Here is a 26,740-nt window from a genome sequence, read left to right as displayed (position 1 = left end):
AAGAGAGTGCGTGACATGACGATGGCAGCGGTCGCAGTTGCGGCCGGCCTGCTTTCGGCGCAAGCCCATGCCGCCGACGGCCTCGATCTCGACGCGCTGATTGCCGCGGCCAAGACGGAAAAGCCGATCAACGTCTATGACAGCACCGGCAAGATCGTCGAGATGGCCGAAGGCTTTACGGCCAAATACGGTATCAAGGCGACGGGCGTCAAAGTGTCGGCGAACAGCCAGTTGGAAATGATCATCCGCGAGAGCCAGGCGGGCAACGTTCAGGGCGATGTCGCCTTGATCACTGACGCGCCGGCAGCACTCGCGCAGTTGTTGCCGCAGGAGTTCGTCGAAAGCTACCTGCCGGCCGACATGATCGCGAAAATCCCGGCGGAGTTCCAGAATCCGCTGGCGATTTCGACCAACGCCAACGTCTGGGCCTATAACACCGAAGCCTACGACAAATGCCCGGTCGCCAATATCTGGGAGCTGACGGAACCGAAGTGGAAAGGCAAGGTTGCTCTCGTCGATCCGCTGACCAAGGGCACCTATACCGACTGGTTCAACCAGATGGAGAAACACGCCGACGACAAGGTTGCCGGTGCCTACAAGAGCCATTTCGGCAAGGACCTTGCGACCGAGGAGAAGAGCGCGTCGGCCGCCTGGATCAAGGCACTGGCGCAGAACGCGCCGCTCGTCACCGATGGCGATGATCCAGTGGCCGAAGCCGTTGGTGCTGCCGGCCAGAAGGAGCCCTTCTTCGGCCTGCTCTCGTCGGCAAAATTCCGCGACAACGAGGGCAAGGGGTACAAGCTCGGCATCTGCAAGGATCTCAATCCCTGGGTCGGCTGGAGCTACGTCAAGCTTGGCCTGATTGCGACGAAGACGCAGAGCCCGAACGCGGCAAAGCTGTTCATCCACTACATCCTGACGGAAGAAGGCATCGCGCCGCAGATGAAGGACGGCAAGCTGCCGACCAACATCGACATCAAGATGCCGGCCGACGAGCCGTCCGGCCTGATGACGGTCGCCGACCGCCTGTTCGGCTACAATTCCTCGACCGGTCTTGAGGACTTTGACCGACGCGAGGAGTGGCAGGATTTCTGGCGCGTCAACTACAGCAAGTAAACCGAAGCCGGCGCGCCATGTAGCGGCGCGCCGGCGCTTTCTCGATAAGGAATGGATCAGTACGACATGGAAAAGCGCTTTCCCGCAGCGACCTCGCCGGCGGCTGTTACCGAACAACGGCTGGAGCGGTCGAAGCGTCTCGTCGAGATTGCCCGCGGCGCGGCCAATGCCGTGCGCGATCCACTGTTGAAAGCGTTCCGGTCCGACATGGTCGTCGACTACAAGCGAGACCTGCACGATGTCGTGACGATCCACGACAAGCGTGCGGAAGCCACCATTCGCGATTTCATTTTTGCGGAGGAGCCGAATTCGTCGCTGCTTGGCGAAGAGGGCGGGCAGGTCGGCGACGGCGACATCCAGTGGTATGTCGACCCGATCGACGGCACCTCGAATTTTGCCAGCGGGCTGGCGTTCTGGTGCGTTTCGATCGCCGCGGTCGAACGCGGAGAGGTCGTTGCCGGCGTGGTCTATGATCCGGTCGCCGACCTGATGTTTTCCGCCGATCTCGAACACGCCTATCTCGATGGCGAGGTTATTGCCTCGAAGGCGGTCGAGAACGAGAACCGGGCAACGCTGATTACTGGCTATCCGGTGTCGCGGGACTTTCGCCTCGACGGCAGGGAGGCGGCGCTCGCCAATCTCGGCGAACTGGTCGAGACTTTCTCCACACTTAGAAGGCCAGGCAGTGCCGCTCTCAGCATCGCCCATGTGGCGGCTGGCTGGGCGGATGCGGCGACCGGCTTCGGCGTCAATTCCTGGGATGTGGCGGCTGCGACGCTGATCCTCAAGAATGCAGGCGGTCGATACGAGCCGCTGACCCTGGGCAAGGTGCCCGCAGATGCGCCCGATTTCATGTGCCCCGGCTACATCGCCACCGGCGCCGGCGGAAACTATCCGACGTTGCAGCGCGTCGCGCGGGCGATATCGGACAAACGCATTGCCTCAGCGGCAATCTGAAAAGACAGCGGAGACAGCATGTTGAACATCAGCCAGGAACCCGAGACGAAGGCGCAACCGTCTGCCGAACTTGCCAAGCTCAGCCTCGTCTACCAACAGCACCCGCTTTATGGCGTCGATATCTACATCGCCGGCAAGGAGGGCACGAGCGATCTCAATCTGCTCCGACAGAACGGCATCACCACCGTCGTCAACTGTGCCGTCAATCTCGATTTCAACTTCGTCCGGCAGGCGCAGCTGGTGTCCGATCACGAGGGCAGCGTCTATGGCCCAGGCGAGATCCGTTATTACAAAATCGGATTGATCGATGGTGGCGGTAATCCCGACACGCTGATGCTGGCCGCTCACTATATCCTGCGTGCGGCACTGGAGCAGGTGCTGCCGGAAAAGCCGTCCTATCCGCGCCGGGAGATGGGCAACATTCTCATCAACTGCCGCGGCGGACGCTCGCGTTCGGTCATTGTCGTGTCGCTGTTTTTGCACCTGACCTTGCCGACCGAGTTTCCGACGCTGGATGCGGCGATCGCCTTCGTGCGCAACCGGCGCGGTCTGCCGGAGAACGGATGGTATAAAGCGCCGAAAGCGGTGCTGATCGAGTCCGCCGAGCGCGCTGCAAGCTGGGCGAAGATGATAGAAGCCAAATAGCGCTGCTGCCCTTGGCCATCTGCGGGAGGATTATCCGGCGCCGGCATGGCGCGCAATCTGTTGGCGACCACGGCTGCGCGCAGGAAACGGGTTGAATTCGACCGCCTTCCGCACGATTTTCATCGAGTATGAAAATGCGAGGACGGTGAGATGGCGCAGACAGTTCACAACTATCTTATCTTCGAAACCGCTGCCGGCTTCTGCGGCATCGCCTGGAACGGCGTCGGCATCACCCGTTTCCAACTGCCGACCAAGAAGGCTGAGGATACCGAGCGCTTGCTTCTGCGCCGGCTTGCTGCCGGCGAACCGGGCACGCCGACGCCGGAAGTTGCCGAAGCGGTTGCCGCGGTTCGACGCTATTTCAACGGTGAACAGGTCGATTTCTCCGATATCCAGCTCGACCTCGAAGGGCAGGACCCATTCTTCAAGCAGATTTATGCTGCCGCGCGCAGGCTCGGCTGGGGACAGACCACCACCTATGGTGCCCTGGCAAAGGAACTCGGCGTCGGCCCTGAAGCCGCGCGCGATGTCGGCCAGGCGATGGCAAAGAACCCGGTGGCACTGATCATTCCCTGCCACCGGGTGCTGGCCGCCGGCGGCAAGGTTGGCGGTTTCTCGGCTCCGGGCGGCTCGACATCGAAGATCCGCATGCTGGAGCTCGAAGGCGTGCGCCTCGGTCCGCCGGTGCCTGCTCAGCAATCGCTGTTTTGAGCGTGGTGCCTGCGGCTTCGACGAGGAGGCAAACGGTTTTTGGTCAGCCGAGCGAAGCGATCGCTATAGCGCCGCGCGTCTTTTAGACGCGGTAAGGTCGCTGTAGCACTTTGAATGGCTGCATGTTTTTATCCTTAAATCGAATGCGATTTAAGGATAAAAACATGCAGCAAAGCGCGTCGCGATCCTTAGGGTTCGCTTTCTGCACTTTACGTTCTTGTTCTTTTGCGTGTCGTTGTCCCGAAACCGCTGCGCACTTTCGGGCGACATGCTTTATCCCGGTCTGACGAGGCTCGCCGGGCGCGATCCGGTATCCGCCGCCGTGCGATAGCTCGCGGCGGAAGCCGGGCGGCCGACATGGAAACCCTGAACATGGTCGATGCGGAACTCTCGCACCAGCGCCATTTGCTCCTCGGTTTCGACACCTTCCACCAGGATCTTGTGGCCACGGTTCCGGACCAGGCCGATGATATCCTTCAGCATCGCCTTGCCCCTTGGCGTGCCGCAGTCATGAAGGAACGAGCGGTCGATCTTGACCGTATCGAAATCGATCAGCCGGAGCCAGGAAAGGCCGGCAAAGCCGGTGCCGAAATCATCGAGCCAGATCCGGATGCCCAGCGTTTCGAGGTCGCTGATGCAGCGCAGCACGTCCGAGTGCATCTCCATCTCGAGGCCCTCGGTAATTTCGAAAGCGAGCCGGCCGCCGGCCACTCCCGTTTCACCAAGGATGGCGGCAACCGATGTGGCGAAGCCCGGCGTCTTCAGCTGGATCGGCGAGACATTGACGCTGACGACAGGCACATGATCGTTGGCGAGAAGCTCGCGGCAGACCGTGCGGATCGCCCAGCGTCCGAGGTCGATGATGGCGCCGGTACGCTCGGCAACGGGAATGAAAAGGCTGGGCGGAACTGCGGTCCCATCGAGCATTCTCAGCCGCATCAGCGCTTCGACGGCCTCGACGCGGCCTGTCGCAACATTCTTGATCGGCTGATAGACGAGGGAGACGAGATCCTGGTCGGTCGCTATCTTCAACAGCGCCGCGATGTTCTCGCTCTCGTCGCTGGTTTGCGGGTCGTTCGGATCAAACAGCTTGGCGCAGTTGCGTCCGCTTGCCTTTGCTGCGTAAAGCGCCCGGTCCGCCTCGTGGATGATCCGTTCGAGCTTCGAGCCCGTCTGATGCCTGGTGAACGCGGCACCGACGCTGACCGTGACGATGGACGTGCCATCCCGTCGTTGCCCGTGCACCAGCGCAAGGTCTTGCACTGTGCGGCAGATGGCGTCGGCCAGATCGGCGGCCTCTTCGCGCGTGTCCATGCGCGCAAGAATGATGAACTCCTCGCCGCCGTATCGGCCGATGGACGCGTCGAACTGCTCGATCGATTCCCTCAACGTGTTGGCCACGAGAATGAGGCAGCGGTCACCTTCCTGGTGGCCATAGCAGTCGTTGTATTTCTTGAAGAAGTCGACGTCGATCAGGATCGCGGCGAAACGGTCGCCGAACTTCTGCCAGTCGCTCCAGTATTCCCGCAGCTTCTGGTCTACCGCCCGACGATTGTCGAGACCGGTTAGGGAATCGGTGTTGGAGAGCCTGAGCAGCGCCTTGCCGCGCTCGGTCGCCTCCCGCTGCTGGACCCTCGCCTCGAACGCATTGAGGAAGACCTTGTAGCGTTCGCGGTTGAGCTTCCAGTTTACGTAGGAGGTGAACACGAAACAGGAGACGTAGAACGTGCCGAACGCCAGCTGGTAGGACGGGTTCTGCGGCGAGAAATAGAGGAGATCGAGGAAAAATGCGCCAAGGATGATGCTCGATGAGATCACCGAAAGGCGGAACTGGAAGATGAAGAACAGGTTGGCGCCCATCATGAAGATCGCACCGAAGATCATGTAGTAGGACATGTCCTGCGTGTATGCGGTCATCATTGCCGGAATGAGCCAGCCGAGATAACCGAAAACAAGCGCGCCCGAACAGGTCCTGTCCAGCCAGTCCGTCTTGACGTTGAAGTGGACCTGGATTTCCAGAACGGCAAGCGCAACTGCGCCGACGACAAAGCGCGAGGCAATCGTGTAGCGGGCGACATCCGAGATCAGCAGCAGGTCGGTAATCGAAAACAGCAGATAGACCGCGACGGCGATCCAGAGCCCTTTTCTCGTCGCTTCCCTGCGGGTCGTTTCACCTTCCTGGCGATAGAGCAAGCGCAGCTCCGCCGGCAGCGGCCTGAGTGGCTGCTTGTGCAGATCTATCTCAACGACGTCGGCCAAGGTTTGCTTCATGCACCGGTCCGGGGAATTGCGTCGCGCTCAACGGAAATCTGGTCTCGTCTTTCCATCTCTGGACGTTGCTTCAGACGCTCCACGCTTGCCATTCACTGGATACCACAACAAGCACAAGCGGCCTCAACGACATAGTAGAAGACGCCCATTAAATTTTGATAAATTAGCCGAGACTGACGGCCGGTGCAGGGGTGTATCCAAATGGGTACTGTCCGCCAGTATTTACCATATACTCTACAAAAACTTGCAATTCGAGACGCAGTTCGCGCATTCTTGCCCACATTGTTAACAAAGCATTAACGGATGGGTTTTGCGTGAGCCAGCTTCAAATCGTATTCGATGGCGAAAGTCTTATTACTCCCCAATCAATCGCAACCGAGTTCACTTCGTCAAGAAGTGAGTTTTATGATGAGCAGTTTGCAACAGGAAAAGCCGAACTCGCCCTGATTCTCCAAATTGCACAGCAGCAATTTGCCCAGGAACTGGACCCCAGGAAGATAATACATCGCTTGGCGGCCGCACTTCACGAGACGCGCGCGAAGTTTCATCCGAGCGTATGGCAGGAACTGATTCCGATCGCACAAAAGCATCCGGTGTCGGAGTTTTTCCTGCAGGACCCTTTTACCCGCTGGTCCAGCGAAAAGCCGCGGGGTTATTCCGGCGACGCCCAACTGCTCGACTTCATCTACGGCCATCCAAGCGTTGCCGGCGAGATCGCCAAGGCGTCGCCGGTGGGCAAGGCGCTTTACGACTATACCAAGGACGCTTCGTCGTCGGTTGCTGTGCGCGAACGGCGGGACCTGCTGACCCAACATGTCGATGAGATCGCGGCGACACGCGACGGGGAGGCAGAGATCCTGACGATTGCCGCCGGGCATCTGCGCGAGGCAAACCGGTCGGTTGCGCTGCAGGAAGGGCGGATAAAGCGCTGGGTCGCGCTCGACCAGGACCCGCTCAGTGTCGGATCGATCACCAGGGATTTTCGAGGAACCAGCGTTGAAGCGATCGACGGTTCCGTCCGTGGCATTCTCACCCGGGCCCACAAACTCGGCAAGTTCGACTTCGTCTATGCGGCGGGGCTTTACGACTACCTGCCTCACAACGTGGCAGTGAAGCTCACCCGCCGATGCCTGCAGATGCTGAAACCCAACGGCGTCTTCCTCTTCGCCAATTTCGCGACCGACATCGGCGTCGACGGCTATATGGAGACGTTCATGAACTGGGCGCTGCTGTTGCGCTCGCAATCGGACATGTGGCGCATCGTCAACGAAAGCGTCGACGGCACCAACTTCGAGTCGCACGTGACGTTCGGGGAGAACCGCAACGTTGTCTATGCGACGCTGCAAAAGCGCTCGTAACCACGACTGAAGCACATTACAGCGGCGCGCGTCATCTTTGACGCGCGCCGCTGTCGTTCGGCAAAGGCGTGATGCCGCCTTGGCATGCAAAACGACACGCTGGACACTTTCCCGTCTCAGCATCGACGTTCGCGCGCAACGAACCGTTCTCAAGGTCCCCACAGCGAAGTGTTTCGCCGGTGCGGCCGAGGGGCGCAGGTCCTTCAGGCTTGAGGACGTTCAACGGATCTACCCAGGGCTGTTATGCAATTATTTCATAGCGCCTGAAATTCTATGCATTGGCGGGCCGCTTTCCTTTTCTCTAGCATCCCCGACTGCACGACTTGTGGCCCATCGGAACGCCGCACCGGAATGGATAACGATCCAGCTTCGGCACGCAACCGATGCGGGCGGGAGACATGGGTCGTGCCGAGAGCCGGTTTGTCATCAAACCTGACTCTAAGTTGCAGTGACGGCGGAGGGGAGGAGCCTTAGATGCCAGCGGGACAGAGTTTTCACGCCGACATGATCGTGCACAATGGTGTGATCTGGTGCGGTATGGCCGAGGGCGTCGTCGATGCCCTGGCAATCTGGCAGGGCAAGGTCCTGGCGACGGGCACCAGGCAGGAAATGGAAACCTATCGCGGCGCTGGCACGCAGCTACTCGACCTTCAAGGGCAATTCGCGACCCCCGGTCTCAACGATGCGCATCTGCACCTGATCTCCGTCGGCCTGACGTTGAATTGGGTCGACGCGACGCCGCAGGCTGCCCCCACTCTCGAAAGCCTGCTCGGCGCGATCAAACATCAGGCCGAAAGCACGCCGGCCGGTACCTGGATCCGGGCGCGGGGTTATGACCAGACCAAGCTCGACACCGGTCGCCATCCGCTTCGCGCGGAACTCGATGCGGTTGCGCCGCACCATCCCGTCATGGTGGTGCGCGCCTGCGGGCATGTGTCGATCTTCAATTCGGAAGCATTCCGCCTTGCCGGCGTCGACGAGAAGACTACCGTGCCGGAAGGCGGCCTGATCGAACAGGTCGCAGGCGTCCTGACGGGCCTGGTCGCGGAAAATGCGCAAGGGCTGGTTCGTGCGGCGATCCCGAAAGCCTCGACCGACGACATGATCGATGCGATCGAAAGCGCCGGAAATCTGCTTCTATCCTACGGCATTACCAGCATCATGGACGCGGCCGTCGGTCAGGTCGCAGGCTTCGACGAGATCAGGGCCTATAATCTGGCGAAGCTGAACAACAGGCTGCCAGTGCGCACCTGGCTCGTTCTTCTCGGCGATCCCAACGTTTCGATCGTGCCGCAGAGTTACGAGGCCGGTCTCGTTTCGGGTGTCGGCGACGACATGCTGAAAGTCGGCGCCGTCAAGATCTTCCTCGATGGCTCGGCCGGTGGCCGCACCGCCTGGATGAGCAGCCCCTATCTCGGCGATGACAACAATACCGGCGTCCAGATCCTTTCGGATGTGGAACTTGAGGCGCTCGTACTCGACGCGCATACCAAGGGATATCAACTGGCCTGCCATGCGATCGGCGATGCTGCGATCGGTCAGCTGATCACCGCCTACGAGAAGGCACTTGAGGCGATCCCGGATGCGGATCGCCGTCACCGGATCGAGCATTGTGGCTTCTCCAGCGACGCGCAGCACCAGCGCATGGTGAAGGCCGGGATATATCCGTGTCCGCAACAGGTGTTCATCTACGATTTCGGCGACGCTTACGTCTCGGTGCTCGGCGAGGAGCGGGCGCTGTCGAGCTATCCATTGAAGACCTGGAAGGACCTGGGGCTGAAGCCTGCGACCGGCAGCGATGCGCCGGTCTGTCATCCCAACCCGTTCCCCAATATCTACAGCATGCTGACGCGCAAGACCGCCAAGGGCACGGTGATGGACGCTGACGAGCGGGTCTCCATCGAAGAGGCGCTGCAGGTCTACACCGAATACGGCGCGTTCTCGCAGAAGCTCGAAACCGTCAAGGGACGACTGGTCCCGGGACAGCTTGCCGATATCGCGGTGTTCTCCAGGAACATGCTGACGGCGAGCCCCGAAGACATCCTCAACGACACGCGCTGCACCCTGGCAATCCGGGGCGGCGAGGTGGTCTTCGAGCGACAGAACGCCTGACGAAGGGCGAGAGGGAGCCGCAAGAGCGACTCAATGCATCTCAACCGATCCGGGAGGTCGGATGAGATCGCGGTTTTGTTCATCCATACGCAGAACAACAAGTGGGGAGGATATGGGAATGATGAAGAAAATAGCATTGCTTTCGACATTGACCGCAGCGTTGCTGGCGGGGGTGGCGTCGGTGCAGGCGGCCGACACGCCGCGGGCCGGCGGAACGGTCAACTTCGTGGCGCCCTATGGGGACAGCTTCTCGACGCTCGACATCCAGGCGTCGCCGCAGACGCAGGACGAGTTCTACGCCAAGGCGATCCATCGCACCCTTTATGATTGGGACGCGGACAAGAACGTTCCGGTGCTGGCGCTTGCGACCGACGTCGACGTCTCCGCCGACAAGCTGGTCTATACCTACAAGCTGCGGCAGGACGCCTATTTCCACAACGGCAAGCAGATGACGGCCGACGACATCATCTCGAGCTTCACCCGCATGGCCGATCCGGCCAAGGCCTATCCGCCCTCGCGCTACATCGCCAACATCAAGGGCGGCGCCGACTACATGGCCGGCAAGGCCGAGGCGATTTCGGGCCTGAAGAAGGTCGATGATTTCACGCTGGAAGTGACGCTGACGGATCCGGTCGATCCGGCGTTCCTGTTCATGCGCAACAACACGGCGATCTACCCCGCCGGCGAAGCCGACAAGGAAGGTTTCGCAAGCCACCCGATCGGCCTCGGGCCCTACAAGTTTGCCGAATATGTGCCCGGCTCGCGCCTGACGGTCGAGAAGTGGGAAAAGTACTATGACAAGGACAAGACCTACGCCGACAAGATCAATATCCTGATCATGGGGGATGCTTCGGCGCGCGATGTCGCCTTCCGCAACAAGGAGATCGACGTCTCCGTCCTCGGGCCATCGCAATACGTCGCCTATCAGGCCGATCCGGAACTGTCCAAGGGCCTTCTCGAAGTCGCAGAAGTCTATACGCGCTATGTCGGCTTCAACCTCGATTTCGAACCGTTCAAGGACAAGCGCGTTCGTCAGGCTTTCAACTACGCCATCAACGCCGACCTGATCATCAAGCGGCTGGCGAAAGACAAGGCCTACCGGGCGAGCGGCTGGCTGCCGACATCGTCGCCGGCCTATGACAAGGATGCCCAGCCCTACGCCTACGACCCGGAAAAGGCAAAGGCGCTGCTGGCTGAGGCCGGTTATGCCGATGGCTTCGATGTCGAACTGACGGCGACGCAGAACGAAAGCTGGGGCCTGACGATCGTCGAGGCGATCATCCCGATGCTGGAAAAAGTCGGTATCCGGGTGAAGGCAAAACCGGTCGAGGCTTCGGTGCTTTCCGAAGTCGTGCCATCAGGCGATTTCCAGTCCTTCATGTGGTCGTCGGAAAGCGGCCCGGACGCCCTGACGGCGATGCAGTGCTTCTACTCCAAGACTTCGCAGGCTGCGTGCAACTATCAGAAGTTCGCAAATGCGGACTTCGACAAGCTGTTCGAAGCCGCCAAGGTTGCCAAGACTGACGAGGAAAAGAACGAGCTGCTGCGCAAGGCCAACAACCTCGTTCAGGAAGAAGCGCCGGTCTGGTTCTTCAACTACAACAAGGCTGTGATGGCCTACCAGCCATGGCTGCATGGGCTGCAGCCAAACTCCGCTGAGCTGGCGATCCAGTCCTATGAAAAGCTCTGGGTGGACGAAACCGTCCCAGCCGGACGTTGATGGAGGCGCCCCGATATCGTCGTCGCGGTATCGGGGGCCTTTCCACTGGTATCTGGCACCTATGCTGCCGATAACGTAAGTCAATGCTTACGATGCGGCAACCCGCCGGAATGATCTGCTCCGAGTGGCCTATCGCTCGGTGGCATGTGCCGGAGGACTATCGCCCGCGCATCCGTTGATGGGCGCCGCGAGGGAGGAAATGAATGCTTCAGTTCGTCGTGCGCCGCATCTTGCAGGTGATCCCGACAGTCATCGCGATATCGCTGTTGATCTTCGTGATCTTCAGCGTGGTGCCGGGCAGCATCGCCACCAGCCTGACAGCCAATGGCAAGGGCGGCGGCGATCCGAAGATCGTCGAAAAGATGACGCGCGAGTTCGGTCTCGACCAACCGCTCTATGTGCGGTTCGGCGCCTATCTCTCCGATCTCGCAAGGTTCGATCTCGGAACATCGTTCCGCAGCCGCCAGCCGGTGGCCCATCTGATCGGCGAGCGCATGGGGCCGACCTTGAAGCTCGCATTCGCGGCGATGGCAATCGCGATGTTCGTCGGGGTGCCGCTCGGTTTCATCGCCGCCTTGAAGCCCGGCAGCATCATCGACACGCTGACGATGATCGGGGCGGTCTCCGGCCTGTCCCTGCCGCAGTTCTGGCTCGGGCTGCTCGGCATGTATCTGTTCGCGCTGACGCTCGGCTGGTTGCCGAGCTTCGGCTACGGTGACGGCGGGCCGATGAACCTGATCCTGCCGGCATTGACGCTCGGCGTGGCGCCGATGGCACTCCTGGCGCGAACGACGCGCGCCGCCGTCCTCGACGTGATGAACGCCGATTTCATCCGCACCGCCCGTGCCAAAGGCATGAACGGCTTTCGCCTCGTCACCTGGCATGTCGTTCGCAACGTGCTTGTGCTGATCATCACCACCATCGGCCTGCAGTTCGGTTCGATGATGGGTCAGGCGGTGGTGGTCGAAAAACTGTTCTCCTGGCCGGGGCTGGGCTCTCTGCTGGTCGACAGCGTCAGCCTGCGCGACATCCCGGTGGTTCAGGGTGCGATCCTCGTCATCGTTCTCTGGTTCCTACTCATCAACACCATCGTCGATATTCTTTACGCGGTCATCGATCCGCGCATCAGCCACGGATAGATCCATGAGAATACGGCTCAATCTCCTCATCGGGGGCGTCCTCTGTCTCGTCATCATCTCAGCGGCGCTGCTCGCGCCCTGGTTGGCACCGACCGATCCCGTGCTCGACGCCGACCTGATGAACGCGGAACTGCCGCCGGACGCGCAGTTCTGGTTCGGCACCGACGCGCAAGGGCGTGACGTTCTCAGCCGCATTCTCTATGGCGCCCGCATTTCGCTTGCCGTCGGCATCGGCTCGCAGGTCATCAACACGCTAATCGGCCTGGCGCTCGGCATTTCGGCCGGCTATTTCGGCGGCTGGTGGGACGATTTCGTCACCGGGCTCACCAACCTGATGCTGGCAATCCCGAGCCTGATCTTCGCGCTCGCCATCATGGCGATCCTTGGGCCTGGCCTTTCCAGCCTGCTGATCGCGCTGGGGCTCACCAACTGGTCATGGACCTGTCGCATCGCGCGAAGCTCGGCGCTGTCACTGAAGAAGCAGGGCTATGTCCAGGCGGCCAAGACGCTCGGCTATGGCGACATCCGCATCATGATCACGCAGATCCTGCCCAACATGATCGGCCCGATCCTGGTGATCGGAACGCTGGGCATGGGCGATGCGATCCTTGCGGAAGCGGCACTCTCCTATCTCGGGTTGGGCATCAAGCCGCCGTTCCCGAGCTGGGGCAACATGCTGACGGATGCGCGCGAACTCATCGTCATCGCACCCTGGGCGGCGATCTTTCCGGGGCTGGCGATCTTCGTCACGGTTCTCGGTCTCAATCTTTTCGGCGACGGTCTACGCGATTGGCTGGACCCGCATATGAGGGCGCGGCAGCTATGACCGAGAACTTGCTGGAGGTCAGCGACCTTCGCCTCGATATTGTATCGGGCAGGGTCAGTCACAACGTCGTCGACAACGTATCCTTTTCGATTGGGCGCGGAGAAGCGTATGGCCTCGTGGGTGAATCGGGCTGCGGCAAGAGCATTACCGCGCTTTCGATCATCGGCCTGCTGCGCGCGCCGCTCGCCGTCACCGGCGGTTCGCTGAAATTCAATGGCCGGGACTTGAGGGAGCTTTCGAAACGCGAGCTTCGGCGGCTTCGGGGCGAGCGCATCGCCATGATTTTCCAGGAACCGATGACCGCGCTCAACCCGTTGTCTCCGGTCGGCCGGCAGATCGCCGAGATGTTTGTCCTGCACAAGGGTGCGACCTGGAAGGAAGCCGAGAAGCTGGCGATCGAGGCACTCGGCAACGTGCAGGTTCCGGCGCCGGAGGAGCGGGTGAAGAACTATCCGCACCAGATGTCCGGCGGCATGCGGCAGCGGGTGATGATCGCCATCGCGCTCGCCTGCAATCCGGACCTGCTGATCGCCGACGAGCCGACGACGGCGCTCGACGTGACGGTGCAGGCGGAGATCCTCAAACTCGTGAAGGAGCTTTGCGCTGCACGCGGCACATCAGTGCTGATGATCAGCCACGATCTGGGCGTGATTGCCAATATGTGCAACCGGGTCGGCATCATGTATGCCGGGCGCCTGGTCGAGGAGAGGCCGGTCGCCGACCTGTTCCTCCATCCGGCCCATCCTTATACCGACGGCCTGTTGCGATCGCTGCCGCATCTGGGCTCGCGCCGGCTGGAAGGGCGCAAGCGCCTTCAGGAGATCGAAGGCACGGTTCCCTCCATCGCCAGTTTTCCGCCGGGCTGTCGCTTTCAGCCGCGTTGCCACAGGGCGACGTCCATCTGCAGCGCCGAAATTCCACCGCCAACCGGCCTCAGCCATGATGGCTTCGTGAAGTGTTTCAACCATGAGTGATAACAACGAACCACTGGTCAGAGTCGACGGCCTGAGCGTGCATTTCCCGGTGCGCAACGGCGTCTTCGGCCGCTCGAAGCGCACTCTGCGCGCGGTCAACGACCTGAGCCTGACGTTGAACCGGAGCGAATGCCTGTCGATCGTCGGCGAATCCGGTTGCGGAAAGTCGACGCTTGCGCTTTCGATCCTCGGACTTCAGGAGCCGACCGCGGGCGAGATCTATTTCGAAGGGCGATCGATCACCGGCAAGGCGCGGCCCTCCCGGCTCGAGCGTGCCGGCATGGCGCAGATGGTGTTTCAGGACCCGTACGCGTCGCTCAACCCCCGTCAGACGATCTACACGTCGCTGGCAGCACCGCTCAGATTGCACGGGATTTCCGACCGCAAGGAGATCGCGCGACGCATCGAAGAGATGATGCAGTTGGTCGGATTGAAACCGGAGCAGGCGGGGCGTTTCCCGCACGAATTTTCCGGCGGCCAGCGCCAGCGCATCGGCATTGCACGCGCTTTGATCCTCAACCCTAAGGTCGTGGTGCTGGACGAGCCGGTGTCGGCGCTCGACGTCTCGATCCGCGCCCAGATCATCAACCTGCTGCTGGAACTCAAGGAGCGGCTGGATCTGTCCTACATCATGATCAGCCATGACCTGAGCGTGGTCGAACATATGAGCGACCGCGTGGCGGTGATGTATTTCGGCCAGATCGTCGAGACCGGCAGCTGGGACCGGGTCTTCAGCGAACCACAGCATCCCTATACCCGCCGCCTGATCGGGGCGATCCTCGATCCGGTCACCGAGCTGACGGGCCAAAGCCCGGTGGATCCTCGTGAAACACCGGAACCGCCGCCGGGCTATGACTACTACCCCAGAGAATTCGGAAAGCATGACGTCTACAGCCTGCCGCCGTCTTCGCAATTGATTGCGCTTCGGGACGACCACAGCGTTCGTCTGATCGCGCGGGGCTGAGCCGGCGCTCGGAATTGCGAACTGGTTTCGATTGGAGGGTAAGAACCGGAGTTTTGGGCGCCGTAGCTCAGGCTACCTTTATGCGCAGGCAACCGGCGTTATCGACGGTCGAGCCTGTGTCAGTTCGAGGAGAAAGCCAATGAGCAAGGAAGAAGACAACAAGGCGGTGGTCAGCAGATGGTTCACAGAGTTTTGGGGTCGCGACGTAGATCTTTCCATCGTCAACGAGATCGCGTCTGCAGACATGCTGTTGAAATATTCCCTGCATGAACCGCGCCGCGGCCATGATGATATCAAAGCCTTCATGACCGATTTCCGTGCCGCGTTCCCGGATCTGAACTTCTGGGGCACGGCCGACCTCATCGCCGAAGGCGACTATGTCGTCGGCCAATGGGAAGGCGGCGGCACCCATACCGGCGCTGCCTTCGACGACTTCCTGGCCGGCAGTCTGCCGGCAGGAAGTGGCCGCAAGATGCGCTTCACGGGGACGACGGTTCTGAAGGTCATCAACGGCAAGATCGTCGAGGCGGTCTCGACGACGGGGTTGCGGCCCTGACGCAACTCGGATTGATGAAAGCGGCCTGATCGATCGGGTGCCACGCCACGCACAGGAAACGGGTGGCGTGGCCCAGCCTTTTTGGCGAAGCTTCTTGGAGCAGCAGATCGCCCGAGTGGTGGTCAATCTTGAGCTTGAAGGCCGCGACCCGGATACCTCCCAGGCGCGACCGGAATGAGGAGCGTCCGACGATGAATATGGCGACGACATTCCCAACCGCAGCTGCCGCGACCAGGGTCCCAGTCGCGCGCGACCCGCGCTGGGTCGCCATCGTCAGCCGCGACAAGGCTTCCGACGGGCATTTCTGGTATTCGGTCACGACCACCGGCGTCTATTGCCGCCCCTCATGCCCTTCACGCATCGCCAATCCCAAGAATGTCCAATTGCACGACACGCTTGAAGGCGCGAAGGCGACGGGCTTTCGCCCGTGTCGGCGGTGCAACCCGGACGGCCCATCCAGCGATGAGGCAAACGCTGCCATCGTCGTTAGGGCTTGCCGGCTGATCGAAGACAGCGATGAAGAGCTGGCCTTGGGCGATCTGGCCGCTGCCGTCGGCAAGAGCCAGAGCTATTTCCATCGGCTGTTCAAGGCAGCGATCGGCTTGACGCCAAAGGACTATGCGGCTGCTCATCGAGCTGCCAAGGTTCGTCGTGGGCTGGAAGCGGGCAACAGCCTAACGGAGGCGATCTATGAAGCGGGCTTCAACTCGAGCGGTCGTTTCTACGAGAACTCGACTGATATTCTCGGCATGACGCCGGCACGCTACCGCGCAGGCGGCGCGGATGAGGAAATCCGATTTGCCGTCGGCCAGACGTCGCTCGGCGCGATCCTCGTCGCATCAAGCCGGAAAGGTGTCGCGTCCATCCTGCTCGGAGACGATCCGGAGGCGCTTGTGCGCGACCTTCAGGACCGTTTTCCGAAGGCGGAGCTGATTGGCGCCGATGCCGACTACGAGGCGCTTGTCGCACAGGTGGTCGGCTTCGTCGAAGCCCCGGGCATCGGCCTCGACCTACCGTTCGATGTTCGCGGGACAGCATTCCAGCAGCGGGTCTGGCAGGCCCTGCAGGAAATTCCGGTCGGCAGGACGGTGTCCTACGCGGAAATTGCCCGTCGCATCGGGCAGCCGAAGGCGGTTCGTGCCGTCGCTGGCGCATGCGCGGCGAATAGCCTCGCCGTTGTCATCCCGTGCCATCGGGTGGTGCGGAATGATGGAGCGCTGTCGGGTTATGCCTGGGGCGTCGAACGCAAGCGCGCCTTGCTCGACCGCGAGGCGGCCCGTGGAGCCGCTTAATGGGTGCCGCCGCGCGGTGTCGCGCCCAAATGGTTATCTTCACGGCGACGAAGCGGTGCGTCGGGCTGCATATCGCCCGCCCGTTCGATGATATCATTTCCGACGTAATGCGGCCCGGGGAGATCCGCCTGTATGAATAGCGTTCGCCAGCCCCTCCAGAATCGCGTGACGCCATTCGGCGACATTATCGCTATCGCGCAGCGCGGCCTGTTCACCGGCAACCGCGGCATCATCCACGACCCCGAGACGAAAACCCTATTGCGGCGGCGGTGGACGTCCAAGGCGTGGCTGATCTGCACCTGCGAATACGGGGATCGCCGGCGCGACGTCATGGCCGGCCGAAGCTGGACCGAGCTTTTCTTCCTCGACGAGGCCGTGGCGCTGGCGGCGGGGCACCGCCCGTGCTTCTTCTGCAGACGGGAGGCCGCTCTAGTCTTCAGAGTCGCCTGGACTGGCGGCTTGATGGCGTCGCCTTCGGCGGGCGAACTCGATGCGGTGCTCCATAGCGAACGAGTTCTACGCGGACAGAAGCGCATCCATCCGTTGCCGTCGCCAGTCAGGGATCTACCAGACGGGACGATGGTGGTGGCATCCGGCTTTGCCTTCACGCTCGCATCCGGGCGCTGTTTCCGCTGGACCGAGGCGGGTTACCTGAGCCCGGAAATGGGCATCATCGCTGAGGGAATTCTGACGCCGCCTTCGACCGTCAGGGTTCTTCGGGCCGGTTACCGCCCTGTCCTTCATCCCGACATCACCAATTTTCTCTCCGGAAAGACGCCATGACTGACCTATTCGCCAAGCTTGCCGTCGAACCGTCACGCGAGAGCATGGCCGAAGGCGCGACGCTGCTTCGCGGCTTTGCGCTGTCGCTTGAGGGGCAAATCCTGCCGGGACTGCGTTCGGTCATTGCTGAGGCACCGTTCCGGCACATGGTGACACCGGGCGGCTACACGATGTCGGTTGCGATGACCAATTGCGGGGCGGCCGGATGGGTCACGGACCGGAGCGGGTACCGCTACGACCGGCTGGACCCGGAGAGCGGCAAGCCGTGGCCGCCGCTGCCATCGTCCTTCCTCGACCTTGCCATCGCGGCGGCGACCGAAGCAGGCTATCCGGATTTCAGACCCGATGCCTGCCTGATCAACCGGTACGAACCGGGCGCACGGCTTTCGCTTCATCAGGACAAGGACGAGCGCGATTTCTCGCACCCCATCGTTTCGGTTTCGCTCGGACTCCCCGCCACATTCCAGTTTGGCGGACCAAACCGCACCGACCCGATCCGCAAATACGCGCTGCGTCATGGCGATGTCGTCATCTGGGGTGGGCGGTCGCGCCTATTCTATCACGGGGTCACAGAGTTGAAGGACGGCGAACACGAGACCCTTGGCCGCATGCGCATCAACCTGACCTTCCGGCGTGCACGTTAAGGGACCATCGATGTGATGCGGGCGGCGCTGCAGGAGACAAGTCTTTTCGATTTGAAAGCAAGGAGCGGAGTTCGGCCAAGGCGACGCATCTCTAGGGTCGGTGAAGAGAACGGAACGGAACGGAACAAGGAGTTAGTCTCATGAACCTCATCGACAACCGGACGCACACCCCGCGACCGCGGCAAGCCGTCGACGTCGCTAACCGCACAACCGTGGAGTATGGCGTTGCACAAGCAGAGTTGGGCTGTGTTCTGATCGCGCGCAGCGTCGGCGGTGTTTGTGCGATCCTGATCGGTGCTGACGCGGAGCAACTGGAGCGAGATCTTGCGGATCGTTTTCCTGGCCGTGCATTGAACCGGAACGAAGCCGGACTTCGCACCGAGCTGGCGAAGGTCCTTCGCTTCATCGATAACCCTGGCGAGGGAATGGATCTCCCGCTTGCCCTTCGCGGGACAACACTCCAGCGCCGTGTCTGGCAGGCGCTTCGCGCGATCCCGGCGGGGACGACGATCACTTACGCCGAGCTGGCGGTCCGCGTTGGCGCACCGACATCCGCGCGCGCCGTTGCCAACGCCTGCGCCGCCAATGTCATCGCTTTGGCCATTCCATGCCACCGTGTCGTGCGCAGCAGCGGTGAACTCGCCGGCTACCGTTGGGGCATAGAGCGCAAGCGCACGCTGATCGCCAAGGAGGCGATGCTATGAATCCGCGCATTTCAATGGCTATTGCAGATCGGACCGAACAGGCTGTGGAGACGCATGTCGCAGCTTACGATTGGCAGGCGATTTCGGACGCGTTGAACGGCTATGGCTGCGCGGTCATGGAAAAGCTTCTGTCGGCGGACGACTGCCGACGGATTTCGGCGCTCTACAAGGACGAGCAGCATTTCCGCAGCCATATCCACATGGCCAGGCACGGTTTCGGCAAGGGGGAATATCGCTACTTCAAGTATCCGTTGCCGGATCTGCTTGGCGGTCTTCGCACTGCGCTCTATCCGCGCCTCGCCGACGTTGCCAACCAATGGAACGGTCGCATGGGGATCGAGACGAGATATCCGGCGGAGCACCGGGAATTCCTGAGGCAGTGCCACGATGCGGGCCAGACACGGCCAACACCGCTGCTGCTGCAATATGTGCCCGGCGATTTCAATTGCCTGCACCAGGACCTCTATGGTGATCTTGCCTTTCCGATACAGGTCGCGATCCTTCTTTCCGAACCGGGAAAGGATTTCACGGGCGGTGAATTCGTGCTGACGGAGCAGCGTCCGCGCATGCAAAGCCGGGTCGAGGTCGTTCCCCTCCGCCAAGGTGATGCCGTGGCTTTTGCCGTTCACAACCGGCCGGTTCAAGGCACGAAGGGCAATTATCGCGTCAACCTGCGCCATGGCGTCAGCCGTGTCAGGTCAGGCCTGCGCCACACTGTCGGCATCATCTTTCACGACTCAAGATAGCGCGGCTCGCACCGCCGCTTTCATGGCTTGCGGTCAATGTCCCTCGCTTTCGGGTGAGGGGCTTTGTTTGACAACGACTTCCTTCCGCCTATTTGCCAAGCCTGCAGACAGGAGGAACTCGATGTTCAAAACGACCGTTCTTGCCGGCTTTCTCGCGCTCGTTTCCTTGGCCAATTCCTGGGCGGCGAACGCGGGCACGGTGCTCGAAGGGCAAAAGATGCCCAGCAGGATTCTCGGCAAGGATGTCGAATATACCGTCTATCTCCCGCCGAAATACGAGGCCGGGAACCGCTCCTACCCCGTCATCTATCTCATGCATGGCGGGGGCAAAGGCAAAAATACCGACTGGTATCGTTTCGGCGGAGCCGACCGGGTGTTCGACCGGATGATCGAAAGCGGGGAGGTGCCGGCCTTCATCGCAGTCACGCCGGAAGGGCGCCGGGACAAGGAGAACAGATTCAACACCTACTACATGAACGACGCTGACGGCGGTTACCGCTGGCAGGACATGTTCCTTCAGGAGTTCGTAACCTACATCGACCACACCTACCGGACGGTGCCGGAGAAGGAAGGGCGCGGGATTCTCGGCCTTTCCATGGGCGGCTATGCGGCCATCGCCTTCTCATTCAAACGGCCTGAGATGTTCTCCGCCGCTGCGGCGCTGAGCGCGGCCTTTCGAACAGACGGTCAGGTCGTCGAGATGGACCAGTCGGGATACGATCGTCGCTATGGCAAAGCCTGGGGGCTGGGGCTTGCCGGCAAGGGCCGTTTGAATGCCGCCTATCACGACAACAGCGTGCTCGATCTGGTCGAGACGATCCCTGCCGAGCAAATCGGCAAGACAGCGCTCTATATGGATTGCGGTTCGAGTGACGATTTCTTCGCTGGCAACTCCGAGCTCCATTTGAAGCTTCAAAAGCTTGGCGTGGAGCACCGCTTCATCGCACGGGAGGGCGGCCATGACTGGGCCTATTGGCGCAGCGGTTTGCCCGAAGCGCTGAGCTTCGTCGGCGCCAGCTTCCGAAACGGCTAGGGCATCGGGCGCACAACCCCCTGCGGCTTGGCACTGTGACACGCCTATGCGTCGGATGGGATGTGTTTTCGCAGGAACACGCTTGCCGCGTGATAAACTTGATTATAGAAGACAAGTATTGGCGCACGACACCCGACCGACCCGTTGGCACTCCACGAAGTTATGCAGTATGTCCCTGAAAACGCGTGGCCACAGCCGCCGCATTGCAGTTCGCTGACGAGGGCGGAATGGTGGCGTTTGGCAGAACCTTTGAGGACGCTGTTGCTTGGAGAGGGCGGACGATGCGTCCGAGCATAGATGAAATAGTATCGGTCCTCGGGCGGCTGGAAATCCTGTCGGCGGAAGTCATCGACACCGGGCAGAACAATCATGTGCTCGACACCGGGCAATTGATCATTCGGGTTCCACGGCATGACGGCGCGTGTCGTGATCTCCTGCGGGAAACGAAGGTCCTTGCGGCTCTTGCCGGGCGGCTGCCGCTGCCCGTTCCGGCCGCAAGCGTTGTGACCCTTGCCTCGGACATTGTCGCGACGCACACGAAATTGCCGGCACGCCTTTGCTGGATCTCGCCGGCATGAGCGACACCCGGCGACAACAGCTGGCGTCGGCACTCGCCGGCTTCCTCCGGGCTCTGCATGCGCTGCCGCTCGATACTCTCGGCGTGCGGAACGAAGCGCATGATCCCCTGACGGAATGGCGCGACCTTTTTTCTGATGTTGTCGAAAAGGTTCTGCCGCTCGTGCCGGCCGACATTGCCATCGCAATTCGAGGTAATTTCGAACGGTTTCTTTCGGCTGACAGCGAACAACTCGCCACGGCGATCATTCATGGTGACATTGGCACGGGAAACATTCTCGTCGACGACGGCCAGGTCTCCGGCGTTATCGACTTTGCGGGATGCTCGATCGGCGACCCTGCTCATGACCTCGCCAGCCTTTCCGCCGGCCTGGGCGACGATTTCCTCGCGCTCATGCACCCATACTATCCCGGGATAGATGCGATGCAGGACCAGATCCGCTTCTATCGCAGCACCTTCCCGCTGCTGGACGTCCTCTTCGGCCTCGAGCATGGTGACGATGTGGCGCTGAACGCGGGGCTCGAGGCACTAAGACGCGGCTAGTACCCGCGCTTGATATCGATGGCTGCGGGCAGTGCGCCGGTCGCATAATACCGATTGATATTATCAGCGACGATCACGGCGGCCGTGTTCCTGTCGGTCGGCGCGGAAATGTGCGGCAATACCGTCACGCTGTCATGCCGCCAATAGGGCGACGTGGGTGGCAAAGGCTCGGCGTCGAAAACATCGAGCACCGCATGCGCGATATGCCCAGCGTCCAACGCCGCGATCAGGTCGACGTCGACGATGATCGGCCCGCGGGAAAAATTGATGAGGCGCGCGCCGGTTTTCATGGATGAGAGGCGACGGGCATCGAGCAGGCCGCGGGTCTCTGATGTCAGCGGTAACAGGCTGACGACTATGTCGCTTGTCCGCAAGAGCCGATCGAGGCCGCTCTCGGCGCTGACCATATCGACGCCGTCTATCTGCTGCGGCGACCGTGCCCAGCCCGTAACCCGGAAGCCGGCTGCCGTCAGTTTTCCTGCCGCTGCTTTTCCGAGAAGCCCCATGCCCAGGATCCCGACCGTGAGATCGCCTGGCCGGCGGTACGGATGCTGCCGCCAGATTGCCGCCGCCTGCTGCCTGCGGTAGGCGGGCATGTCGCGGTGAAGATAATAGGTCCAGGCAAGGATCGCTTCCGCCATGACCCGAGCCAGCTCGGGGTCTTCAAGCCTGACGATCGGGGGCGCTGCCTGGCCGAGCTCGGCGACCAGTCGCTCTACCCCTGCCCAAAGACTGTGTATCCACTTGAGATTGGGTAGGGCCGCCACGTGCCCAGGATCGGGATTGGCAACGATGGCGATTTCGGCGGCGTCGCGCTGCGCATCGTCCATCTCGTGGAAGTGCACGATTTCGCTCTCCGGCAACAGCCTGGCCAGGATGGCCACCCAGGCCTGTTCGTCGGCGCGGTCGATGCGCGTCACCAAGGCGATAGGCTTCTTCACATCCGCCTCCGGTGTCAGCGTGCAAACAGGCTGTCGAAATCGGCAAACCCCTTGACCTCGATGGGATTGCCGCTCGGATCGAGGAAGAACATCGTCCGCTGCTCGCCGGGCTCGCCTTCGAAACGCACGACCGGCGGAATGTCGAAGCGCACGCCCTTTTGTTCCAGGCGCTCGGCCAGCACGAACCAATCCGCCAAGCGCAGCACCACGCCCATATGCGGCATCAGTACGAGGTGGTTGCCGACCTTGCCGGTCCGCGTGACTTCGAACGGCTTGCCCAGATGCAGCGACAGTTGATGCCCAAAGAAATCGAAATCGACCCAGGTATCCGTGCTGCGCCCTTCCTCGCAACCAAGCACGTCGCCGTAGAACCTGCGGGCCTCATCGAGATCGGTGACGTGAAAGGCGAGATGGAAAAGCGACTTCATCTGGAACTCCTGTGTCTCCGGTTGACACAGGGATAGCGTCTTGAGAGGCTAAGAAAAACTAGGTAATTCTTTCTCTGAGAATAAGGATTCATGGTGGATATTCGCTTCCTGCAAAGCCTAGTCGCCACGGTGGAAACGGGGTCCATCGCAGCCGCTGCACGCCGGGAAAAGTTGACGCCGGCCGCCGTCAGCCAGCGCATTCAATCGCTCGAACGGGCCCTTGGGTGCATTTTGCTTGCCCGCGGCGCCCATTCGGCCCAGCCGACGGAGGCCTGTCTTTCGCTGTTGCCGCGGGCGCGTCTCTTAATCCGGGAAGTCGAAAACCTCAGATACGACGTTGCAGGCGGCGGTCTTGCCGCCGAGTTGAAAATCGGGGCGATCTCGACGGCGCTGACAGGCATCTTCCCTGAGGTTCTGGACGAACTCTCCCGTCGGGCGCCGAGCCTGAAGCTGATACTGCGCCCCGGTTCGTCGTTGCAGCTCTACGAACAGTTGCTTGCAGGCGAGCTCGATGCCGCGGTTCTGGTTGAACCGCCATTCTTGCTGCCAAAGGGATTGGCGGCATATGTCATTCGCCGCGAACCGCTTGTGTTCATCAGCAGGGATGCGACGGAACCTGACGATATCGCTGAGCAAATCCGGCAGGCGCCGTTCATCCGCTACGATCCGGGATCCTGGGGCGGGCGGCTGTCGTCACAATATCTCGCCGATGCCGGGCTTGATCCGGACATTCGTTGCGACATGGACGCGCTCGAAACCATAGCCATGCTCGTGGCCAACGGGATGGGAAACTCCGTCGTTCCGGCCTGGCAGGGCCTGGGACGGGACGGATTTTGCCTGGTCGAGGTACCCGATGCCGCCTCGTACGAGCGCAGGATTGTTTTCCTGCATCAGCGCGTGCCAAGTCGCCCCACGCCGCTTGCGCTACTGAAGGACATTCTATCGCAGGGTTTTACAGGTTGATTGGCATCGCTCCAAGAACGCCGGGTGGGTGTCGCGTCTCGTGTGGACGCGACGCCCATTGGGCCTAGCTGAGCAGGAAGGTGGTTAGGGGCAACTGAAGTGCGGCGGCGATCCGACGGAGCTTGGCCGGATCGGTGTCGACACCAAGCTCGATGTTGGTGATTTCGATGTCGGTCAGCCCGCAGGTGAGCGCAAGTTCGTCAACGCTGTAGCCGATCGCTTGACGGGAACGTCTGACGGTATCGCCGATATCGACATGGGCCAAAGCGCCCGTGGTGGAGGCATCAAGATTGTTTATCGAAACAGTCATGAAGTGGTCCTTCGGTTGTGCGCGAAGAGCGAGGCTTTTCGCGTGAAGGCGGCATGCAGCCAAGAAAAACTCGGCCAAAAACAGGCGCCGAGTGCAGTGCAATATAAGTCCAAAAGATGGCAGCGCAAGGCTTGTTGCCAATCACGGCCATGGGGCCGCCTTGATTGGCAACATTAGGATCCATGGTGAGACGAAGGCCGGGGTGTCCTTTGGATACGGGCCCGTCAGGCCGGTCGCCCGATTAAGGCAACGGCTGGCGGGCCTATGTTACTCGCCTGGAGAAAGCAGGTTTTAAGAGCGGGTGCGCAGCTCATCGACCAGCACGCGCATGTTTTCGGAATAGTCGATCGGCACATCGACGAGATGCACGCCGCCGCCGGTAAAGGCAGCCTCGAGCGTCGGCACCAGCATGTCCGCGCTCGAGACCCGCGAGCCCGTCGCACCATAGGCTTCCGCGTAGCGCACGAAGTCCGGATTGCCGAATGTCAGGCCGAAATCCGGGAAATCGTCAACGGCCTGCTTCCAGCGGATCATGCCATAGGCACTGTCGTTGAGGATGACGACCACCAGATTGAGGCCGAGGCGAACGGCGGTCTCCATCTCCTGGGAGTTCATCATGAAGCCGCCGTCGCCGCACACCGCCATGACGCGGCGCTCGGGATAGAGCATCGCCGCCATCATTGCAGAAGGCAGGCCGGCGCCCATGGTGGCGAGCGCATTGTCGAGCAACAGCGTGTTGGCGACATGGGTGCGGTAGTGCCGGGCAAACCAGATCTTGTACATGCCGTTGTCGAGGCAGACGACACCGTCTTCCGGCATCACCTTGCGCACGTCATGGACGATACGTTGCGGCGTCACCGGGAACCGGTCTTCGTCTGCGCCTTCGTTGAGCTTGTCGAGAATGGTCTGGCGCAGGCTGAGCAGCAGCGGTTCCGGATCGAGCTTGCCACCGAGCCGATCGGCGATCGCGGTCACCGTCGTGCCGATGTCGCCGATCACTTCTGCGTCGGGATGATAGACCTGCTCGACATTGGCCGAGCTGTAGCCGATGTGGAGAACCTTCGGCCCGCCTTCGCTGCGCATCAGGAAGGGTGGCTTTTCCACTGTGTCGTGACCGACGGAAATGATCAGGTCCGCCTGATCGATGGCATCATGCACATAGTCGCGCTCGGAAAGAGCGGCCGTGCCGACATAGAGGTTGGAGCCGCCGTTGACCGCGCCCTTGCCCATCTGGGTGTTGAAGAAGGGGATGCGCATCCGGCGGACAAAGGCGGAGAGCGCATCCACGAGCCGCGGGCGGCTGCTGGCCGCGCCGATCATGATCAGCGGCCGCTTGGCCGCAAGGATGATCTCAACCGCCCGGTCGATGGCAGCAGACGGCGCCACCGGCCGGTCGAGCGGGTGAACCGGAATGATCGGCGCCTCACCGATGGTTTCGCCGGCGACATCCTCCGGCAATTCAAGGTGCACCGCACCGGGCCGCTCTTCCATGGCCACGCGAAAAGCGTCGCGAACGGCGGCCGGAATGCTGCCGACGCTGACGATCTGTCGCGTCATCTTGGTCAAGGGCCGCATCGAGGCAACGACATCGACGATCTGGAAGCGGGCCTGGCGGGCCGTCTTGATCGGCTTTTGCCCCGTGATCAGGATCATCGGCATGGCGCCGAGATTGGCATAGGCGGCGCCGGTCGAAAAATTGAGGGCGCCGGGGCCGAGCGTCGCCATGCAGACACCCGGCCTGCCGGTCAGGCGCCCATGCGTCGCGGCCATGAAGGCTGCGGCCTGTTCGTGCCGGGTCAAAACCAGCTTGATGCGGGATTTACGCAGCGACTCCACCACATGCAGGTTTTCCTCTCCGGGCACGCCGAAGATGCAGTCGACCCCTTCGTTCTCCAATGCAGCAATCAGAACGTCGGAACCTTTCATCATCTTTCGAACCCTTTCAGCGAGTGTCGCAATGTGTATCGTTCGTGGAGCGTTGGCCCGGCGATTGCCTGGGGCGGCGGACCGGGATCGCCGCTCTCGAACAGTATCGTCCTCGATTGCAGACGCAACCGCATTTCGCGTCGTGTTTGAGCCTCGGCGGCCACCGATCTGCCCGCTGCAAACCGGGGGACTGGTCGTCCTGATGCCCCTGGCTTTGCATCAGCGGGTGACGATTTGGCTCCGGTTGCCGCAGGAAGCCCGGAAATCCGGTATTTTCGCCCAGGCGATACCGCCCATCTCGCCCTGTTGATAACTCTCGCTTCCAATTCGTGTGTATTTTCAATGTGTTGTTCGATCTTGTCGATTTTTTGCGATTGCCTGTTGACGTGTTCGGTGAGTGGGGTCTATAAGCCCGATCACTGAACGAGGGCGGCGGCGCTGCTGGCGACGATGTCCTTCGTTTTAAGGTTTCCTTGATTGGCGGATGCTGATTGGTCGGGA

At 61.3% G+C, this 26,740-nt stretch carries 25 protein-coding genes and 1 pseudogene; 21 read left to right on the top strand and 5 right to left on the bottom strand.

What is annotated here, in order from left to right:
- Positions 1-21 precede the first annotated feature (21 nt).
- From ASD03_RS10335 to ASD03_RS10320, 4 genes are all read left to right on the top strand, one after another.
- Positions 22-1,116, top strand: coding sequence for an ABC transporter substrate-binding protein (locus ASD03_RS10335; protein ID WP_057213341.1), 1,095 nt, complete (start codon positions 22-24; stop codon positions 1,114-1,116).
- Positions 1,117-1,182: 66 nt separating this feature from the next.
- Positions 1,183-2,073, top strand: a complete 891-nt coding sequence (locus ASD03_RS10330; RefSeq protein ID WP_082555536.1) for an inositol monophosphatase — start codon at positions 1,183-1,185, stop codon at positions 2,071-2,073.
- Positions 2,074-2,091: 18 nt separating this feature from the next.
- Entirely contained in the window at positions 2,092-2,718 is a 627-nt protein-coding gene (locus tag ASD03_RS10325; protein ID WP_057213242.1) for a dual specificity protein phosphatase, read from the top strand.
- Positions 2,719-2,868: 150 nt separating this feature from the next.
- Positions 2,869-3,429: a methylated-DNA--[protein]-cysteine S-methyltransferase gene (locus ASD03_RS10320; RefSeq protein ID WP_057213240.1), complete on the top strand. Its 561-nt coding sequence runs from the start codon at positions 2,869-2,871 to the stop codon at positions 3,427-3,429.
- A 273-nt stretch (positions 3,430-3,702) separates the two neighbouring features.
- Here the strand turns inward: ASD03_RS10320 and ASD03_RS10315 are convergent, their stop codons facing one another.
- Positions 3,703-5,700, bottom strand: a complete 1,998-nt coding sequence (locus tag ASD03_RS10315) for an EAL domain-containing protein (RefSeq protein WP_057213238.1) — start codon at positions 5,698-5,700, stop codon at positions 3,703-3,705.
- 314 nt (positions 5,701-6,014) lie between these two features.
- On the opposite strand from ASD03_RS10315, the gene ASD03_RS10310 reads away from it, so the two are divergent.
- From ASD03_RS10310 to ASD03_RS10235, 16 genes and pseudogenes are all read left to right on the top strand, one after another.
- Positions 6,015-7,058, top strand: coding sequence for a class I SAM-dependent methyltransferase (locus tag ASD03_RS10310; protein WP_025429949.1), 1,044 nt, complete (start codon positions 6,015-6,017; stop codon positions 7,056-7,058).
- 474 nt (positions 7,059-7,532) lie between these two features.
- Positions 7,533-9,170, top strand: a complete 1,638-nt coding sequence (locus ASD03_RS10305) for an amidohydrolase (RefSeq protein WP_057213236.1) — start codon at positions 7,533-7,535, stop codon at positions 9,168-9,170.
- Positions 9,171-9,291: 121 nt separating this feature from the next.
- Positions 9,292-10,890 (top strand): ABC transporter substrate-binding protein, encoded by a 1,599-nt coding sequence (locus tag ASD03_RS10300; protein WP_082555535.1) that lies wholly within the window; start codon positions 9,292-9,294, stop codon positions 10,888-10,890.
- A 203-nt stretch (positions 10,891-11,093) separates the two neighbouring features.
- Entirely contained in the window at positions 11,094-12,029 is a 936-nt protein-coding gene (locus tag ASD03_RS10295) for an ABC transporter permease (RefSeq protein ID WP_057213231.1), read from the top strand.
- Positions 12,030-12,033: 4 nt separating this feature from the next.
- Positions 12,034-12,855, top strand: coding sequence for an ABC transporter permease (locus ASD03_RS10290; protein WP_057213230.1), 822 nt, complete (start codon positions 12,034-12,036; stop codon positions 12,853-12,855).
- Complete coding sequence (locus ASD03_RS10285; RefSeq protein WP_057213228.1) at positions 12,852-13,829, top strand: ABC transporter ATP-binding protein; 978 nt, start codon at positions 12,852-12,854, stop codon at positions 13,827-13,829. Before ASD03_RS10290 ends, ASD03_RS10285 begins: the two co-directional genes overlap by 4 nt.
- Positions 13,822-14,793 carry an ATP-binding cassette domain-containing protein gene (locus ASD03_RS10280; protein ID WP_057213226.1) on the top strand — a complete coding sequence of 324 codons (972 nt, stop codon included), beginning with the start codon at positions 13,822-13,824 and terminating at the stop codon, positions 14,791-14,793. The genes ASD03_RS10285 and ASD03_RS10280 overlap by 8 nt, the downstream gene beginning before the upstream one ends.
- 139 nt (positions 14,794-14,932) lie before the next feature.
- Positions 14,933-15,378 (top strand): annotated as a pseudogene (locus ASD03_RS10275) (ester cyclase).
- A 168-nt stretch (positions 15,379-15,546) separates the two neighbouring features.
- Positions 15,547-16,641: a bifunctional DNA-binding transcriptional regulator/O6-methylguanine-DNA methyltransferase Ada gene (gene ada, locus ASD03_RS10270; protein ID WP_057213335.1), complete on the top strand. Its 1,095-nt coding sequence runs from the start codon at positions 15,547-15,549 to the stop codon at positions 16,639-16,641.
- Positions 16,642-16,773: 132 nt separating this feature from the next.
- Complete coding sequence (locus ASD03_RS10265) at positions 16,774-17,424, top strand: hypothetical protein (protein ID WP_025429958.1); 651 nt, start codon at positions 16,774-16,776, stop codon at positions 17,422-17,424.
- Entirely contained in the window at positions 17,421-18,068 is a 648-nt protein-coding gene (alkB, locus tag ASD03_RS10260) for a DNA oxidative demethylase AlkB (RefSeq protein WP_025429959.1), read from the top strand. The genes ASD03_RS10265 and alkB overlap by 4 nt, the downstream gene beginning before the upstream one ends.
- 140 nt (positions 18,069-18,208) lie before the next feature.
- Positions 18,209-18,772 carry a methylated-DNA--[protein]-cysteine S-methyltransferase gene (locus tag ASD03_RS10255; protein WP_082555528.1) on the top strand — a complete coding sequence of 188 codons (564 nt, stop codon included), beginning with the start codon at positions 18,209-18,211 and terminating at the stop codon, positions 18,770-18,772.
- Positions 18,769-19,518 carry a 2OG-Fe(II) oxygenase gene (locus ASD03_RS10250; RefSeq protein WP_200951687.1) on the top strand — a complete coding sequence of 250 codons (750 nt, stop codon included), beginning with the start codon at positions 18,769-18,771 and terminating at the stop codon, positions 19,516-19,518. The genes ASD03_RS10255 and ASD03_RS10250 overlap by 4 nt, the downstream gene beginning before the upstream one ends.
- A 121-nt stretch (positions 19,519-19,639) precedes the next feature.
- Positions 19,640-20,551, top strand: coding sequence for an alpha/beta hydrolase-fold protein (locus ASD03_RS10245; protein ID WP_025429962.1), 912 nt, complete (start codon positions 19,640-19,642; stop codon positions 20,549-20,551).
- Between the two features lie 281 nt (positions 20,552-20,832).
- A complete protein-coding gene (locus ASD03_RS10240) occupies positions 20,833-21,129 on the top strand; it encodes a hypothetical protein (RefSeq protein ID WP_057213224.1) in 297 nt (98 codons plus the stop codon).
- On the top strand, positions 21,126-21,671 hold the full coding sequence (locus ASD03_RS10235) for a phosphotransferase (RefSeq protein WP_156407927.1): 546 nt from the start codon (positions 21,126-21,128) through the stop codon (positions 21,669-21,671). Before ASD03_RS10240 ends, ASD03_RS10235 begins: the two co-directional genes overlap by 4 nt.
- On the opposite strand, the gene ASD03_RS10230 is transcribed toward ASD03_RS10235, so the two are convergent.
- Entirely contained in the window at positions 21,668-22,612 is a 945-nt protein-coding gene (locus tag ASD03_RS10230) for a glyoxylate/hydroxypyruvate reductase A (RefSeq protein WP_057213219.1), read from the bottom strand. The two genes, ASD03_RS10235 and ASD03_RS10230, sit on opposite strands and share 4 nt — an antisense overlap.
- Before the next feature lie 14 nt (positions 22,613-22,626).
- Positions 22,627-23,040, bottom strand: a complete 414-nt coding sequence (locus ASD03_RS10225; protein ID WP_025429966.1) for a VOC family protein — start codon at positions 23,038-23,040, stop codon at positions 22,627-22,629.
- 90 nt (positions 23,041-23,130) lie between these two features.
- Here ASD03_RS10225 and ASD03_RS10220 point away from each other — a divergent pair, with 90 nt between their 5' ends.
- Positions 23,131-24,003, top strand: coding sequence for a LysR family transcriptional regulator (locus tag ASD03_RS10220; protein WP_200957318.1), 873 nt, complete (start codon positions 23,131-23,133; stop codon positions 24,001-24,003).
- 64 nt (positions 24,004-24,067) lie between these two features.
- Here ASD03_RS10220 and ASD03_RS10215 read toward each other — a convergent pair whose 3' ends face one another.
- Together ASD03_RS10215 and ASD03_RS10210 are read right to left on the bottom strand one after the other, a co-directional pair.
- Complete coding sequence (locus ASD03_RS10215; protein ID WP_025429968.1) at positions 24,068-24,313, bottom strand: helix-turn-helix domain-containing protein; 246 nt, start codon at positions 24,311-24,313, stop codon at positions 24,068-24,070.
- A gap of 291 nt (positions 24,314-24,604) precedes the next feature.
- Positions 24,605-26,242, bottom strand: a complete 1,638-nt coding sequence (locus tag ASD03_RS10210; protein ID WP_057213218.1) for an acetolactate synthase large subunit — start codon at positions 26,240-26,242, stop codon at positions 24,605-24,607.
- Positions 26,243-26,740 lie beyond the last annotated feature (498 nt).

Source organism: Ensifer sp. Root127, assembly GCF_001425225.1.
Classification (GTDB): Bacteria; Pseudomonadota; Alphaproteobacteria; order Rhizobiales; family Rhizobiaceae; genus Ensifer; species Ensifer canadensis.
The sequence above is the reverse complement of the archived record's forward strand: the minus strand, read 5'-3'. Positions and strand labels throughout refer to the sequence as shown.

Bases quoted from the DNA above. Each gene is read 5' to 3' on its own strand.
- ASD03_RS10335 (WP_057213341.1), top strand. From the start codon at position 22: ATGGCAGCGGTCGCAGTTGCGGCCGGCCTGCTTTCGGCGCAAGCCCAT.
- ASD03_RS10330 (WP_082555536.1), top strand. From the start codon at position 1,183: ATGGAAAAGCGCTTTCCCGCAGCGACCTCGCCGGCGGCTGTTACCGAA.
- ASD03_RS10325 (WP_057213242.1), top strand. From the start codon at position 2,092: ATGTTGAACATCAGCCAGGAACCCGAGACGAAGGCGCAACCGTCTGCC.
- ASD03_RS10320 (WP_057213240.1), top strand. From the start codon at position 2,869: ATGGCGCAGACAGTTCACAACTATCTTATCTTCGAAACCGCTGCCGGC.
- ASD03_RS10315 (WP_057213238.1), bottom strand. From the start codon at position 5,700: ATGAAGCAAACCTTGGCCGACGTCGTTGAGATAGATCTGCACAAGCAG.
- ASD03_RS10305 (WP_057213236.1), top strand. From the start codon at position 7,533: ATGCCAGCGGGACAGAGTTTTCACGCCGACATGATCGTGCACAATGGT.
- ASD03_RS10300 (WP_082555535.1), top strand. From the start codon at position 9,292: ATGAAGAAAATAGCATTGCTTTCGACATTGACCGCAGCGTTGCTGGCG.
- ASD03_RS10295 (WP_057213231.1), top strand. From the start codon at position 11,094: ATGCTTCAGTTCGTCGTGCGCCGCATCTTGCAGGTGATCCCGACAGTC.
- ASD03_RS10290 (WP_057213230.1), top strand. From the start codon at position 12,034: ATGAGAATACGGCTCAATCTCCTCATCGGGGGCGTCCTCTGTCTCGTC.
- ASD03_RS10285 (WP_057213228.1), top strand. From the start codon at position 12,852: ATGACCGAGAACTTGCTGGAGGTCAGCGACCTTCGCCTCGATATTGTA.
- ASD03_RS10280 (WP_057213226.1), top strand. From the start codon at position 13,822: ATGAGTGATAACAACGAACCACTGGTCAGAGTCGACGGCCTGAGCGTG.
- ada (WP_057213335.1), top strand. From the start codon at position 15,547: ATGGCGACGACATTCCCAACCGCAGCTGCCGCGACCAGGGTCCCAGTC.
- ASD03_RS10265 (WP_025429958.1), top strand. From the start codon at position 16,774: ATGAATAGCGTTCGCCAGCCCCTCCAGAATCGCGTGACGCCATTCGGC.
- alkB (WP_025429959.1), top strand. From the start codon at position 17,421: ATGACTGACCTATTCGCCAAGCTTGCCGTCGAACCGTCACGCGAGAGC.
- ASD03_RS10255 (WP_082555528.1), top strand. From the start codon at position 18,209: ATGAACCTCATCGACAACCGGACGCACACCCCGCGACCGCGGCAAGCC.
- ASD03_RS10250 (WP_200951687.1), top strand. From the start codon at position 18,769: ATGAATCCGCGCATTTCAATGGCTATTGCAGATCGGACCGAACAGGCT.
- ASD03_RS10245 (WP_025429962.1), top strand. From the start codon at position 19,640: ATGTTCAAAACGACCGTTCTTGCCGGCTTTCTCGCGCTCGTTTCCTTG.
- ASD03_RS10240 (WP_057213224.1), top strand. From the start codon at position 20,833: ATGCGTCCGAGCATAGATGAAATAGTATCGGTCCTCGGGCGGCTGGAA.
- ASD03_RS10235 (WP_156407927.1), top strand. From the start codon at position 21,126: ATGAGCGACACCCGGCGACAACAGCTGGCGTCGGCACTCGCCGGCTTC.
- ASD03_RS10225 (WP_025429966.1), bottom strand. From the start codon at position 23,040: ATGAAGTCGCTTTTCCATCTCGCCTTTCACGTCACCGATCTCGATGAG.
- ASD03_RS10220 (WP_200957318.1), top strand. From the start codon at position 23,131: ATGGTGGATATTCGCTTCCTGCAAAGCCTAGTCGCCACGGTGGAAACG.
- ASD03_RS10215 (WP_025429968.1), bottom strand. From the start codon at position 24,313: ATGACTGTTTCGATAAACAATCTTGATGCCTCCACCACGGGCGCTTTG.
- ASD03_RS10210 (WP_057213218.1), bottom strand. From the start codon at position 26,242: ATGATGAAAGGTTCCGACGTTCTGATTGCTGCATTGGAGAACGAAGGG.